This is a genomic window from Lentilactobacillus curieae (genome assembly GCF_000785105.2).
Taxonomy (GTDB): Bacteria; Bacillota; Bacilli; order Lactobacillales; family Lactobacillaceae; genus Lentilactobacillus; species Lentilactobacillus curieae.
In genome coordinates, this window is record NZ_CP018906.1 from 1002579 (window position 1) to 1017591 (window position 15013).

At 40.2% G+C, this 15013-nt stretch carries 13 protein-coding genes; 8 read left to right on the forward strand and 5 right to left on the reverse strand.

Annotation, left to right across the window (positions count from 1 at the left end; translation table 11 throughout):
• Positions 1-131 precede the first annotated feature (131 nt).
• Positions 132-2522, forward strand: a complete 2391-nt coding sequence (locus tag PL11_RS04800) for a phosphoketolase family protein (RefSeq protein WP_035167741.1) — start codon at positions 132-134, stop codon at positions 2520-2522.
• Between the two features lie 76 nt (positions 2523-2598).
• Here the strand turns inward: PL11_RS04800 and PL11_RS04805 are convergent, their stop codons facing one another.
• Both PL11_RS04805 and PL11_RS04810 read right to left on the reverse strand, forming a co-directional pair.
• A complete protein-coding gene (locus tag PL11_RS04805) occupies positions 2599-4068 on the reverse strand; it encodes an amidase family protein (protein WP_035167742.1) in 1470 nt (489 codons plus the stop codon).
• Positions 4068-4964, reverse strand: coding sequence for a LysR family transcriptional regulator (locus PL11_RS04810; protein ID WP_052127813.1), 897 nt, complete (start codon positions 4962-4964; stop codon positions 4068-4070). Before PL11_RS04810 ends, PL11_RS04805 begins: the two co-directional genes overlap by 1 nt.
• A 105-nt stretch (positions 4965-5069) precedes the next feature.
• Between PL11_RS04810 and PL11_RS04815 the strand changes: the two genes are divergently transcribed.
• A complete protein-coding gene (locus PL11_RS04815; RefSeq protein ID WP_035167743.1) occupies positions 5070-6692 on the forward strand; it encodes a malolactic enzyme in 1623 nt (540 codons plus the stop codon).
• 74 nt (positions 6693-6766) lie between these two features.
• On the opposite strand, the gene yjeM is transcribed toward PL11_RS04815, so the two are convergent.
• The 3 genes from yjeM to PL11_RS04830 form a co-directional block, all read right to left on the reverse strand.
• Complete coding sequence (yjeM, locus tag PL11_RS04820; RefSeq protein WP_035167745.1) at positions 6767-8254, reverse strand: glutamate/gamma-aminobutyrate family transporter YjeM; 1488 nt, start codon at positions 8252-8254, stop codon at positions 6767-6769.
• Positions 8255-8469: 215 nt separating this feature from the next.
• Positions 8470-9375, reverse strand: coding sequence for an RluA family pseudouridine synthase (locus tag PL11_RS04825; RefSeq protein WP_035167746.1), 906 nt, complete (start codon positions 9373-9375; stop codon positions 8470-8472).
• 86 nt (positions 9376-9461) lie between these two features.
• Positions 9462-9926, reverse strand: a complete 465-nt coding sequence (locus tag PL11_RS04830) for a universal stress protein (RefSeq protein WP_035167747.1) — start codon at positions 9924-9926, stop codon at positions 9462-9464.
• Between the two features lie 151 nt (positions 9927-10077).
• Here PL11_RS04830 and PL11_RS04835 point away from each other — a divergent pair, with 151 nt between their 5' ends.
• The 6 genes from PL11_RS04835 (at position 10078) to PL11_RS04860 (ending at position 14925) form a co-directional block, all read left to right on the forward strand.
• Positions 10078-11088, forward strand: a complete 1011-nt coding sequence (locus tag PL11_RS04835; protein WP_035167748.1) for a lipoate--protein ligase — start codon at positions 10078-10080, stop codon at positions 11086-11088.
• Positions 11089-11169: 81 nt separating this feature from the next.
• On the forward strand, positions 11170-11607 hold the full coding sequence (locus tag PL11_RS04840; RefSeq protein WP_035167749.1) for a hypothetical protein: 438 nt from the start codon (positions 11170-11172) through the stop codon (positions 11605-11607).
• A 7-nt stretch (positions 11608-11614) separates the two neighbouring features.
• Complete coding sequence (locus PL11_RS04845) at positions 11615-12094, forward strand: hypothetical protein (protein WP_052127814.1); 480 nt, start codon at positions 11615-11617, stop codon at positions 12092-12094.
• A gap of 305 nt (positions 12095-12399) precedes the next feature.
• On the forward strand, positions 12400-12744 hold the full coding sequence (locus tag PL11_RS04850) for an iron-sulfur cluster biosynthesis family protein (protein WP_152638997.1): 345 nt from the start codon (positions 12400-12402) through the stop codon (positions 12742-12744).
• A 255-nt stretch (positions 12745-12999) separates the two neighbouring features.
• Positions 13000-14394: an APC family permease gene (locus PL11_RS04855; protein WP_035167750.1), complete on the forward strand. Its 1395-nt coding sequence runs from the start codon at positions 13000-13002 to the stop codon at positions 14392-14394.
• Positions 14395-14499: 105 nt separating this feature from the next.
• Entirely contained in the window at positions 14500-14925 is a 426-nt protein-coding gene (locus PL11_RS04860) for an OsmC family protein (RefSeq protein ID WP_035167751.1), read from the forward strand.
• The last annotated feature ends 88 nt before the right edge of the window (positions 14926-15013 follow it).

Consider the following 15013-nt stretch of genomic DNA (forward strand, 5'->3'; position numbering starts at 1 on the left):
TTTACGCAAAAGTTGACTTTTGGTTTTCTTTGATTATTATTAGAGGTGTAAGTTGATCAATTATCTAATTGGTGAATTTTACGAGCATTCGATGCACAATATGCTGCTAAAAATAAAAGGAGTGTTAATTCATGGCTGTAGATTACGATTCCAAAGAGTATTTGGAACTTGTTGACAAGTATTGGCGTGCTGCTAATTATCTTTCAGTAGGTCAACTATACTTGCGTAAGAACCCATTATTAAAAGAACCTCTAAAGGCTGAAGACGTAAAAGTTAAGCCTATTGGTCACTGGGGAACTATTGTTTCTCAGAACTTCATTTATGCTCAATTAGATCGTGTTATTAACAAGTACGACTTGAACATGTTCTATATTGAAGGATCAGGTCACGGTGGCCAAGTTATGGTTTCAAACTCATACCTTGACGGCTCATATTCTGACATTTACCCTAACATCTCTCAAGATGAAGAAGGTATGGCAAGACTGTTTAAGCAATTCTCATTCCCAGGTGGAGTTGCTTCACATGCTGCCCCTGAAACTCCAGGTTCAATCCATGAAGGTGGAGAACTTGGATACTCACTTTCACACGGTGTTGGTGCTATCTTTGATAACCCTGACGTAATTGCCGCTGTTGAAATTGGTGATGGTGAATCAGAAACTGGTCCATTAGCTGCATCATGGTTCTCAGATAAATTCATTAACCCAATTACTGATGGTGCTGTTCTACCAATCATTAACATGAACGGTGCTAAGATTTCTAACCCAACAATTCTTTCACGGATGACTGATGAAGAGTTGACTAATTACTTTGGTGGTATGGGTTGGGAAGCTCACTTTGTTGAAACTGATGGTAACGATGACTACCTCAAAGTTGCTGAAGACTTCTCAAAGACATTGGATACAGTTATTGAAAAGATCAAGGCCATTCAAAAGAATGCTCGTGAAAACGAAACACCAGATCACGTTAAATTGCCTACTTGGCCAATGATCGTCTTCCGTTCACCTAAGGGCTGGACTGGTCCTAAGAAGGATCTTAACGGTGACCCTATTGAAGGTTCATTCCGTGCTCACCAAATTCCAATTCCTGTTGATGCCAACAACATGGATCACGCTGACATCTTGGTAAACTGGATGAAGTCATACAAGCCAGAAGAATTGTTCAACGATGATGGTACTTTGAAGGATGAAATCCGTGAAGTTGCCCCTAAGGGTGATCGTCGGATGTCAGTTAACCCAATCACTAATGGTGGTATCGATCCTAAGCCATTAGTATTGCCAGACGTTAAGGACTTCGCTGTTAAATTTAACAAGCGTGGTAATGAAGAACGCCAAGACATGGTTGTTTGGTCAGACTGGTTGAACGAAGTTGCTAAACTCAATCCAAAGAGCTTCCGTGGATTCGGTCCTGATGAATCTAAATCAAACCGTCTATTCAGCCTACTTGACGATCAAAAGCGTCAATGGATGGAAGACATTCATGATACATTTGATGAAAACATGTCAAACAGTGGTCGTGTCATTGATTCACAACTTTCAGAACACCAAGCAGAAGGTTGGCTTGAAGGTTACGTATTGACTGGCCGTCATGGATTCTTTGCCACATACGAATCATTTGGACGGGTTGTTGACTCAATGTTGACTCAACACTTCAAGTGGTTACGTAAAGCTGCTGAACAAAACTGGAGAAACAAGTACCCATCATTGAACTTTGTTGATACATCAACTGTATTCCAACAAGATCACAATGGTTACACTCACCAAGATCCAGGTATGCTTACTCACTTAGCTGAAAAGAAGCCAGAATTCATTCGTGAATACTTGCCATCTGATGCTAACACCTTGCTTGCTGTTGGTGACGTTGCATTTGCTAGTGAAGAAAAAATTAACTTGATTGTTACTTCAAAGCACCCACGTCTACAATGGTACTCAATTGAAGAAGCAACTAACTTGGTACACAATGGTCTTGGCTACATTGATTGGGCATCTACTGATCAAGGTCAAGAACCTGATGTTGTCTTTGCTGCCGCTGGTAGTGAACCAAACCTTGAAGCACTTGCTGCTATCTCAATCTTGAACAAGGAATTCCCAGAATTGAAGATTCGTTACATCAACGTTGTTGATCTATTGAAGCTTCGTTCACCTAAGGTTGACCCTCGTGGATTGAGTGACGAAGAATTTGACAACTTGTTCACCACTGACAAGCCTGTTATCTTCGCCTTCCATGGTTTCGAAGGTTTGATCAAGGATATCTTCTTCGATCGTCACAACCATAACTTACACGTCCATGGTTACCGTGAAAACGGTGATATCACTACACCATTTGATATGCGTGTATTGAACCAACTCGACCGTTTTGACCTTGCTAAAGAAGCAATTTCAGACGTTCCTGAATATGCAATTAAAGGAAGCTACTTCATTCAACGTATGAATGACACGATTGACAAGCACAATGCTTACATTCGTGAAGTTGGTACTGACTTACCAGAAGTAACAAACTGGAAGTGGGAAGGCCTTAACAAGTAATTCTTTGCTTGTTTAGCTTCATAATAAAAAACGAAGACCGCTAAATCTTAATGGATTTAGCGGTCTTTTATTTTCTTTATTTTGGGTCTCGCAAGAGTGTGAACTTATCGTTATCTTCGAATAATTTTCCAACAGCTAACAAAAGATCTTCGCGACCTTTTCTAGCCATAAATTGGATTCCAAGTGGCATTCCATTATCGCTGATATGAGTTGGCAGGCTAATACCGGGTTGGCCACTGATATTTGCCAACTGGGTGAATGGTGAAAGAGTTAGGGATGGTAACCACTGATCCCAAATGATATTAAGCTGTTCATTTGGATCGTAGTCCTCAATATGCAGCATCTTTTCAAAATTCTCTTCACTAACTAATTGCTCGGCGATTTTAGGAGCGGTGTGCGCAGTGGCAGGAGTTAGGTACAGGTCATGCTCTGTGTTGAAGGCGTCCATTTCGGCACCAACATTATCCCAAAAGGTAAGGGAACTACTGTAATCGACTGCGGATACACCACGACCAGTGTAGCCCAGTGCCCAACTAAGGGTTTCTACATTTTGCTTAATTGTTTGATCAGATAGTCCCATCGATGCAAACATGGTTGCCGTCTCTCCAGCATTCATCTGGTAATAGCTTTGCATTAACTTGGTTCCGTCGACCGGTGCATCACGTTCTTCAACCTTGAACCCAAGTGATTCCAAGAAAACAACTGCGTCCTTTACGGCAGTAATTGCGGTTTCAGAGACCGGGGTTCCAACGGGAGATTTGGTTGAAAATGCAATTTTGATATCTTTGGATAGGTTAGAGATTCTATCAAATGGGGTTGGTGGCAATGGAACCTGGAATGGGGCAGCCATCTGAACGACACTCAGTGCATTCAGTGTTGACGCTATGTCTTGAATATTGTTTGAAATGGCAAAGTTGATTGCAGCTCCTTGCCAGCCACGCCATTCTCCTGGCCCAGCAGGGACTCTCCCACGCGTAGGCTTGAGACCAATCACTCCAGAAAATGATGACGGAATTCTAATCGATCCGCCACCATCGGAAGCAGTTGCAATTGGCAGCCACGAATCGCTAACAGCTGCAGCAGCCCCTCCGGAGGATCCACCTGGCTGAAAATCAAGGTTCCACGGGTTATGGGCATCACCATAAAGTTTTGAGTCGGTGATATTTTTAAAACCAAATTCAGGGGCGTTGGTTTCGCCGACTGGGATAAACCCAGCTTTAATCACTTGCTTAACAAAATTGTTAGTATCTGCCGCTACTGCGTCTTTAAGCAACTTAGAGCTTCCAGTATCGGGTTCACCTTTGATTCCTTGTCCAAGACCTTTTAAAAGGATTGGGATGCCGGCAAATTGCTGGCCTTGATCGGTAAAAGAAGTTGCCCAGTTACGAGCTTTTTCCGGCCAAGTTGATGTGACGGCATTTAATCGGGAATTTTCTGCATCAATCGTTGATAACAATTCATTTACTAGTTCAAACGGTGTAACATCGCCATTTCTAATCATTTTCGTTAATTCTGTTGCGGAATGGGTTCTAAGCAAAGTAGTCATTAAACTTCTTCCTTTCCGGTATGGGGATCACTCATGATATTGATGAATGCTTGCTCACTCGAATCTAAAACGTATCCCTTTCTAAACGCAATGTAGACTTTAAAAGTGGGAACGAACGAATCCGTTAGGGTAAGTTCCCTTAGTTTATCATTTTTAGTCACGGCTAAGCTCGTTAATAGAGCGATTCCGCCACCGGCAGCAACAATTCTCTTTAAGATTTCGGCTTCGGTAGTCTTAAACGCAATTTTCGGCTCTACACCAACCGTTTGCTTAAGTTGAGAAAAGACACGATTATGGACAAAACCTTCCTCAAAGGTAACGAAGTCACTACTGGCAGCGTCCTTAAAGGCAATCCGGTTTTCTTTGAAGCGGGTATCGGATTCAGGAGTGATTATGGTAAATGGAAATTTTCCGAGTAGTCGCAATTCTAAGTCATTAGCACTGAGTGGGGTGGTTGAACCTAGCAGGGCAATGTTGATATTCCCTTTTAGTAGTTCCCCAAGGGCTTCGGACGAACCAGTAGTTTGAGCATCGATTTTTGCTAATAATTGATGCTGCTTTAAATCCTTTATGAATTTTGGGAAGAAATAGGTTCCTAAAATTGGAGGCAGTCCCAACTTGATCTTGGGAGACGTGGCTTCCTTGATTTCAAGCTTTGCTAATTCTAGTTGGTGGGTGGCAACTTGGGCGCGCTGATAGAATTGCCAGCCAGAGTCAGTAATTTCAAGGGCATGGTGGCCAGGATCATTCTTCACTAATTTAGTATCTAAGCCTTCTTCCAGACGCTTAATTGCGTAAGAAATCGTTGGTTGCGATACGCCGAAAAAGGTGGCAACCTTTGAATAATTTTTATCTTCAACCAATTTCATGAAGTATTGTAAATCTTTTGTTTGCATAATTAGCACCTCGATATAAATTAATTTTATCATAACAAAACCATTTGACTATATTTTTTATAGTGAACTACGATGTGGATATACTAATAAGAAGAGGTGCTTCAAATGAATGCACGGGATATTCTAAATAATCCTTTTTTAAATAAGGGAACTGGCTTTACGAAAGCTGAACGAGATGAGCTTGGACTTAATGGCCTCGTTCCCCCTAGAGTTCAGACGATTGACGAACAAGCAGCAGAGACTTATCAACTGCTAGAAACTAAGCAAAGTGATTTGGAAAAGCGATTCTTTTTAATGAACGTTTTTAACGAAAATCGGACGCTGTTTTTCAAAGTGTTTAGTCAACATATAGAAGAGTTAATGCCGATTGTTTATGATCCAACGATTGCTGATACCATTGAAAATTACAGTCATTGGTACGTTCGCCCTCAGGGTGCAGTATTCTTATCAATCGACGAACCGGATAATATTGAGACCGCCTTGAAGAATGGGGCGAATGGTCGGGATATTCGACTAATTGTCGTTAGTGATTCTGAAGGGATTTTAGGAATTGGTGATTGGGGTGTCCAGGGAGTTGATATTTCTGTGGGTAAGCTAATGGTTTATACCGCAGCTGCCGGAATTGACCCTAGTCAAGTTTTGCCAGTTGTAATCGATGACGGGACTAACCGTCAAAGTCTGTTGGATGATCCGCTGTATTTAGGTAACCGTCATAAACGGGTTCGCGGCAAACAATATGATGATTTTATTGATAAATTTGTTAATACGGTGGAAACGTTATTTCCAAAGGTTTACCTTCATTGGGAGGACTTTGGTAGGGGAAATGCTGCCAATATTTTAAATCGTTACAAGGATAAAATTACCACATTTAATGATGATATTCAGGGAACAGGAATTATTGTGTTATCCGGAATTCTGGGTGCATTGCAAATCTCTGGTCAAAAATTAACTGACCAAAAGTACGTTTCCTTTGGAGCCGGAACCGCTGGAGCTGGAATCGTGAAGCGCATTTACGATGAAATGATCTTACAAGGATTAACTCCGGATGAAGCAAAACAACATTTTTATTTGGTTGATAAGCAGGGATTGTTGTTTGCGGATGATGAAACTTTGACACCAGAGCAAAAACCATTTGCCCGTGCTTGCAATGAGTTTGCTAATGCTGAAGAACTGACTGATTTAGAATCTGTAATTAAGACAGTTCAGCCAACAATTTTGGTGGGAACATCAACAGTTTCTGGGGCATTCACTGAAAGTGTAGTTTCAGAAATGGCTGCCCATACTGAGAGGCCAATAATCTTTCCAATTTCAAACCCAACTAAATTAATGGAAGCAAGTGCTGATGATGTGCTTCGATGGTCTGATGGTAGGGCCTTAGTGGCAACTGGAATACCTAGTCAACCAGTTGAGTATAAAGGAGTCACTTATGACATTGGCCAGGCCAATAACGCATTAGTTTATCCGGGATTGGCGCTAGGAACAATTGCAGCGGAAGCAAGTGTGTTGTCTGATTCAATGATCAGTGCGGCCGCACATTCATTGGGCGGAATCGTGGATACTGACAAACCTGGGGCAGCAGTCTTGCCACCAGTTTCAAAATTGGATGAGTTTTCTCGAACCGTTGCTGTTGCTGTTGCGAAGGCAGCAATTAAAGACGGGGTAAGTAATCACAGTGAAGATGAGGTAGAAAACTTAGTCAATTCAATGAAGTGGACACCTGAATATTAGTGGATTTATTTTAAGCAAAAAATAGGAGCCAGATAAAAGCATCTTCGGACGCTATCTATCTGACTCCATTTTTATTATCTAGTTTGACGATGATGTGCTTGAACTAAGAATAACCAAGCAATTAAACCAAAGATGATTGGACCTCCGATGGTCCAGAATCCGGTTTGAACGTCACCTTCTAAGAATGGTTGGATGGCAGAAAAGCCAATTCCGCCGACCAAAACGACCAATACAACGGCAACGATTGAGTTAGTTACAAATTTATTTTTAAAGAAGACGAATGGGCGTTCCAAGTCAGTTCTTCTCTTAAAGAATGGAAACGCACCAATCAAGAACAGGTAAGGGAATGAGGTGGAGATATTCCCCATGTCGGTCAGGATAGTGTAAAACTGCTTGGCACCTGATCCACCAAATGAAACGAAGAATATAAAGACGCAGACGATTGCAGCTTGTAACCACATCGAGAATGCTGGCATTCCTGCCTTATTGAGCTTAGTCATCCGGGCAGGCCAAAATTCTTTATTTGAACCAAGGATAAATGATTTTAGAGGGGAATAAATAAGTACGAAAAATGACCCCATATACGCCATGAACATGCTAAGGCCAGCGAACCTAGCCAGACTTGTTCCAAGGAGGTTTGCGGTTTGTGCTGACAGGTGCAGACTTTGGCCGATATATACCCCAAGGTTATTCATAAGGACGTAAGTGATGTTTCCCAAGTTAGTTCCCTTACTACTCAAAACCTTATCCCAGTTTGTTGTGATTCCCCACAAGAAGATGGAGATTGAATAGGTAAACGTAATTACAATTGTTGAGACGATTATTCCCTTTGGAAATGTTTTTTCGGGTTTATCTAGTTTGTCGGTGATTCCACCCATTGATTCACTTCCGGCGTACGCAAAAACGGCGTAAACGAAAAAGCTTAGGATGGCTGAGTTTGAATGAAATTCAGGGTTAGGCGACTTGATGAAGCTAGCTACACCAGTAATTGGTTCAGCTAAGTGGCCACCGTTTAATGCTAGTGCAAGTAAACTAAGGACGGCAAAAACTCCCGTCAAGATCATCACAAAAACGCCACCAACAGATGCAACTTTAGAAATTGAATCAATTCCATGAACCGCAAATAGTGTGACTACTAGGATCCAGAGAATTCCTAAAATTCCGATAGTCTCAGTCGCGTTTAGACCTAGAAAACTCCAAGTTTGGGTTTTATCGCTTCCAAAAAGGAAAGTTGAAAACGGAATCCATACTTTTGAAGCAGTAGACATCATCCAGATTACCCAGGATGATAGCCAGATGAACGTTCCAATGAATGCCCATTCTTCCCCAATGGATCCAGCTAACCAAGAGTAAATTCCACCTTTGGCTTCTTTGAAAGCTGATCCATACTCAGCAAACATCAGTCCACTAGGTAGAAAGAACAAAATTGCAGCAAGCACATACCAGATGATACTTGCGTAACCCATTTGATCAAACGCAACGGTAGTGTTTGCAAAACCATAAATTGTACTAAAAATCATTAGTATTAAACTAACGGTTTTGATTTGTTTCGACTGTGCCATTTATTTCAATCCCCAATAATAAAATTTGTAAGCTGAGGAATTAATGATTGCTGACTAAAATTGAATTAATAAATAAAAATCCCTCAGAATTACCAAAGATAGTCTATCACTGGGATGTATAAAGAAGCGGTTACTTTGGTTAGAATTAGATAATAATTAGGTTAAATTAGGTTATTTTTGATAGATTCTTTGCATAATGTAATGAAATTGCTAAGTCATTTATCCTGAACATTAATAAAAGATTTGAAATCTGCGGGTACGGGTGCCTCAACGGAAACCCAATTGCGATAAAACGGTAACTTAAAGCGGATGGTTTGCGAATGGAGCAACATGTGGGTAAATGAATCGTCAGAGTAAAGTGGGTCGCCAACAAGTGGGTGGCCAATAGATTGCATGTGAACCCTAATTTGGTGAGTTCTGCCAGTTTCTAATTTGATTTGTATGAGGGAATATCCGTTTCTTGAATCGCAAACTTGATAATGGGTGATTGCGTTTTGGCCATCTATGGTAGAGACTTTCCGCTTACGTTTATCTTCAGGATCCTTTCCAATGGGGGAGTTAATTGTTCCGTGATCACTATCGAATGTTCCATGAACCCAAGCTAAGTAAGTTCTTTCAGTGACCTTATGGCGGATATCATCGACTAGACTTGGGACTACTGCAGGATTCTTGCCAAAAATAATTGCCCCACTAGTTTCCTGATCAAGTCTATGGATCATATAAGGAACTATTCCGGTAGCATCAAGATAACCAGCGAGCTGGTTGATTGTTGCCCCATTTTCTCCGGGTTGGTTTGGATGGGTTTTGTCCCCACGACGTTTGTTGACCACAATCACATCATCAGTTTCGTATAGAATCTGTGGTTGATATGATTTATCGACCAGGACTGTTGGAAATGCTGATTCAAAGTCCTCGGGGATAAATTCTAGCTGGATGGAATCACCACCCTTAACTGCAAAGCTCACAGGGAGATAGTTGCCGTTTACGGTTACCCGTTCGGCTTTTCGAACGCTGTATAGAAGGTGCTTTGGCAATCCATAATAATTACTAAGAACTTCCTTTAGTGTAGTTTGGGGGAAACTTTTAGGAATGATTAAATTGTAATGCCACTGTGTTTTCATCACTGTACCTCAGTTATTTCAAAATAAAAGGAGCACAAATCCCTAGGGATCCTCTGCTCCTTTAAAAACTAATATTTAGGTGTAGCTTACTTTTTAGCTTGCTTTTCTGGACGAACAATTAGCACGTCACAAGTTGCAGTTCTGACAACAAAGCTAGTAACAGAACCAATAATCAATCTTTCAACGGCGCTTAAACCAGTTGAACCAATGATTACTAAGTCAGTATTGTGATCTTTAGGAAATTCGCGAGCGATGATTGGCTTTGGATTACCAAATCGAATGTGAATATCAACATCGCTAACACCTGCAGCCTCTGCCTTATCTTTCATTTGCTTAAGCTTGTCTTCAGTATTTTCAGTTAATTTGAAAACAACGTCGCCACTTACGGCTGAACCATATGTTTGGTTGAATTGATTAACTTCCAAGACATTGAGGATATCAAGGTGTGCCCCTGCTTCCTTAGCAACTTCAATTCCTCGATCGAGAATGTTTTGAGTAACGGCAGAACCGTCAACTGGTACTAAAATGTTTTTGTATCCACTTAATGCCATACTAATCACCCCTGGATTCGTTTGTTTATAGTTAAACTATAACATTGTCTGGCGAGAATGTAACCTTTTTGGCCGATTTCACAAGCGATTGAAATCGCTTTCTCGAAGTGGTATGATTGCTTACAAATAGAATTGAAATGGGGCTTTTCTAATGTATTTTCACATAATGAAATCAGACGATATTCGACTTAATTTGGCAACTGAAACCTATTTGATGAACGAAAAGAAATTTGACGAACCATTATTGTTATTCTACATTGAAGGACCATGTATTATTGTGGGCCGGAATCAAAACACATTGGAAGAGATCAACAAACAATACGTAGATGACAACGGTATTGTTGTCACGAGAAGAACTTCTGGTGGGGGAGCAGTTTACCAAGATTTAGGTAACCTGTGCTTTAGTTTCGTTGTGGACAGCGATAGTGAAGAATTTGGTGACTTCAAGTCATTTGTTCAACCTGTTGTTGATGCGCTGCACAGAATGGGGGCAACGACTGCGGAAGTTTCTGGACGCAATGACATTTTAGTAGATGGTAAGAAGTTCTCCGGAAACGCGATGTACACTAAAAATGGTAAGACTTTCTCACATGGTACTTTGATGCTTGATGTTGATTTAACAGTGTTACCAAAGGCACTAACTGTTCCTGAAGATAAGATCAAGTCTAAGGGAATCAAGTCAGTTAGCTCGCGGGTAACTAACCTCCGGCCGTACTTATCATCCGAGTACCAAGACATGACTACTCCACAATTTAGAGATGAATTGTTAAAGGAATTATTCCATGTTGATAACCTTGATGAAATCAAAGATCGTGAGTATAAATTAACCCCTGAGGATGAAGCTGGAATTGACAAAATCAATTCAGAAATCTTCGACAACTGGGATTGGGTTTATGGAAATTCACCAGAATTTACCGTTAAGAAACGTCAGCACTTTACAAGTGGTACTATAGATGCAAGATTTATCGTTGACGATGGTAAGGTGACTACCGCTAAATTCTACGGTGACTTCTTTGGACCTAAGGATGCTTCAGAATTGGCAAGCAAGCTTGAAGGCGTTCGTTTTGAACGCGAAGAGGTTGCTAAAGTTCTTGACGCTGTTGACGTTAATCAGTACTTTACTGGAATTACAAAGGACGACTTACTTGGTTTGCTTTTCTAACCTTAGGAAATACGTTAAACTAAATTTAAACTGATAAAGATAAATTCGGTATGGATTTATCTTTTTTATTTGGAGGATTATATGAAACCAGAAGAAAAGAAAGTTATTGGGTGGGCCGTTATTTCACTGGTTGTGTTTTTACTTACAAATGCGATCATGACTTTTAAGTGGATGGACCTAACTCGTCCTGTTACCATGGCAGAAACTTTGCAGGTAACGTACATTGCTATTGCTTTTTACGCTGCGACCATCGTGTTGGCAATGTTAAAGGTTAGACTCAGCTACTATTTGCTTGCGGTGGTTGTAGCAATCTATTCAGTTGGATTTGTAGGCATGGGGATCACGTTGGTTCAAGGAAGCAATGGTAACATTTTGTTAAGAATTCTGGTATTAGCCCTTGTTATTTTTGGAATTGTTGTTAATGTGTACTGGTACATGTTAGCATTTAAACTTAGATCAGTACTTCAAACTGAGTTAATAAAAAAACGAGCTGCAAAGCATAATACAGAAATTAGGTGATTGAATAATGGACGCTGAGGTATCAACGTTTATTGAAAATGTTAAGGCTGGAAATGTTTTGGCCAACCACACAAGTATGAAGTTAGCAGAATTACAAAAAATCGACGCAAAAGCAATCAAACCTATAATTGACTACATGGTTAGTCATTTAAAGGAAGGCAATCAGGAAGTTGTTTCCGAGATTAAGGTTGCTGACGATGATACAGCTGTATTTAGGTTGGAAAGTAATTTAATTAACTTGCCACTTGATGAAATTGATAGAATCAATAAGATGATTTCCGATCAAGAAAGTTTGCCGGTAAATGTGTACCTGGTTGTGGTTTCCGAATTTGTAAATCAATCTGGTTTGCGAATTGACGAAGTGACATCAGCAGATGATTTTATTGCTGATCCGGATAGCTTTTCAGCAACAATTACTGATTGGATTTCAGAAAAAGCAACGGCAATTGCCGAAAATAAGGCTAGTGAAGACGAGTCCAAAAAGTAATTGCTTATTTTCAGAAAACATTGTATAATCATTGCATGCGATGAGTCGAGAGATCACGCAACTTCGGTTGTTCGCGCAATCGATTTAAGTGATGTTTTGAGCGGGACACATTTTCTGCACGGATTTGCAGGTGTTTGGTTCTAGAGGATTGTGGAATCCAAGGAACTCGCTTAGAAATAAGCGCCGTAAAAGACCAGTCATTCTTTTGAATGGCTGGTCTTTTTATTTTGCTTTCATTTTAGGTTGTAAACAACCTATTTGCAGTTTTGAAAAAATGCAGTATATTATTTTTGGAGGCGAAAATAATGAAATTAACAATCACAGACTCCGCACAATCAAAAATTAACCAGGTAGCTGACGAGGACACTCGCTTACTGTTAAGCTTTGATGATGGTGTGGGACCATTTTCAAAATGGGGTATTTGCTCACTAGAAACTGCCTTTGATGTAATTGCTGTTGATAAAGATGCGTTAACGCCTGATTATGAAAAGTCACTCTCTACAAATCATGGAGAGTGGGCATATAAGGGTTATTCAAAGAATTATTTAGATGATGATATGAAGCTTGATGTAGTAAACAATAATCTAGTGTTATCCGGCGAAAGCGGAATCTTGGATAGCGCTGTTACTTTAAAGCGCGTGTCAGCATAATAAAAAATCCCCATTGATTTTCATAAAATGAAAATTAATGGGGATTTCTTTTTGGTTGTCCGTTACAATGAACTCGCCGCGGGCTATAATAAGTAGTGTTTGAATATTATATTGTGTTGACTAGTGGTTACTTTATACATAATTTTCAGAAAAAAAGTTGGTTTAACCATTTTGAAATTGACTTTTAACCACTTTAATAGTTAAAATAGAATAATATAATTCTAACCATATTTTAATAAAACGGAGGAATTGCCGATGTCATTAGGCTCAAGGATTTTCCGAAAGGAAAAAATTGATCGGTATCTAGAAACGGATAAGAAGTTTGGCAAAACCATGACGGCAGTCGACCTGATTTCACTTGGAATTGGTGCGGTTATCGGAACTGGTATTTTCATCCTTCCAGGAACTGTTGCCGCAACTAAAGCTGGTCCAGCAATTATTTTATCATTTATTTTAGCAGCAATTGTCTGTTCAACTGCAGCGATGTGTTACGCAGAGTTTGCTTCTGCATTACCAGTTGCGGGTAGTGCGTACTCATACGGAAATTTGGTTTTCGGTGAGGTTATTGGTTGGGTGCTAGGTTGGGCCCTGATTTTGGAATATGTACTTGCGGTAGCTGCCGTGTCGAGTGCCTGGGGAGCCTACCTTAAATCATTCTTAGCAGGGTTCCACTTGAATATTCCTGCAGCAATCGTCGGTCCGTTTGATCCAGCAAAGGGAACTTACGGAAACTGGATTGCGGTTTTGGTTGTAATTGCTATTTCATTGATGTTGAACCATGGTGTTCATTCATCAGTACGAATCAATAACTTTATTGTTTTAGTTAAGATTGCCATCATTATCTTATTCATCGTAGTTGGGGCTTTCTTCGTAAAGCCAAGTCACTGGCAACCATTCTATGCATTTGGTGGTAGTGGTGTTCTGCATGGTGCCGCAGCGGTGTTCTTTGCTTACCTTGGGTTTGATGCGGTTTCTAGCTCGGCTGCCGAAGTTAAAAATCCCCGAAAGAATATGCCAATTGGAATTATCGGAACGTTAGTGATTGCAACAATCCTTTATGTTGGGGTTTCGATTGTCCTTACAGGAATGGTTTCCTATACTAAGTTGAACGTTGCTGATCCAGTGGCGTTTGCTATGAACTTGGTTAACCAAAACTGGACCGCCGGAATTATTTCACTAGGTGCCTTAGCAGGAATGTTCACCATGATGGTTACGATGATCTATAGTTCATCACGATTGATTTACTCAATTGGTCGTGACGGATTATTGCCTAAGTTTTTAGGAAAACTCGACAAGAAGGGAACTCCTAAGAACAGTATGATTACAATTACCATCGTGATTGCATTCATGGGTGGGTTTGTACCGCTAGACCAATTAACTAACTTAGTTAATATTGGAACGTTGATTGCATTCTTATTTGTTTCAATTGGAATTATTCCATTAAGAAAGAATAAGGACATCGATAACTCTAAAGGGTTCCAAGTTCCATTTTACCCAGTGCTACCAATCATTTCCGCATTGCTTTGTGTATTGATGTTGACGCAATTGCAAGCTGAAACTTGGATTGCTTCTGCTGTTTGGTTTGCTTTTGGCCTAATTCTTTACTTTAGTTACGGAGTTAAGCACAGCAGGTTAAACACTCAAGAGTAGCTGACAAGGTGACATAAACTCAACAGTCAAAATAATAGCTTACACAATCTAAATAATTTATCATGAAAGCGATACCTGTTGTGAATTATTTAGGAGGAATTTATTATGGCTGTTGAAGGATCACTTTACCACACAGAAATTGTTAACGAACGTGGATTAACCGGTCAAAGTTATGTCCGCGGTGATGAAGGCCTTTCACTAGGAGTAAGTAGCTCACTAGTTAAGAGTCCTGGAACTAACCCGGAACAGTTTATTGGTTTCGCGCTTAGCACCTGTTTTAACGCCACAATTGGAATTGTCGAAGAGCAACATAAATTAAAGCACGACAGTGTCATCCACACTGGTGTGGATATTGTTAAGGACACTAAGGGGTATAAATTTATTGTTCGCTGCCAAATCATGTTCCATGAAATTGATAATTCTCAGGGGCAACAGATGGTAAATGAAGCGTTAGATCAGTGTCCAGTTGCAAAACTACTTAAGGATCACGATAACGTTACTTTTGAAGTGGTAGATAAATTTGATTTTTAAATATTAAATACATTAAGCCTATGGCATGGGCAATCGGGGTTGGTAAGCATTCAGTATCTGCTGAAATGTTTGTCAGCCCTTTGTTTAT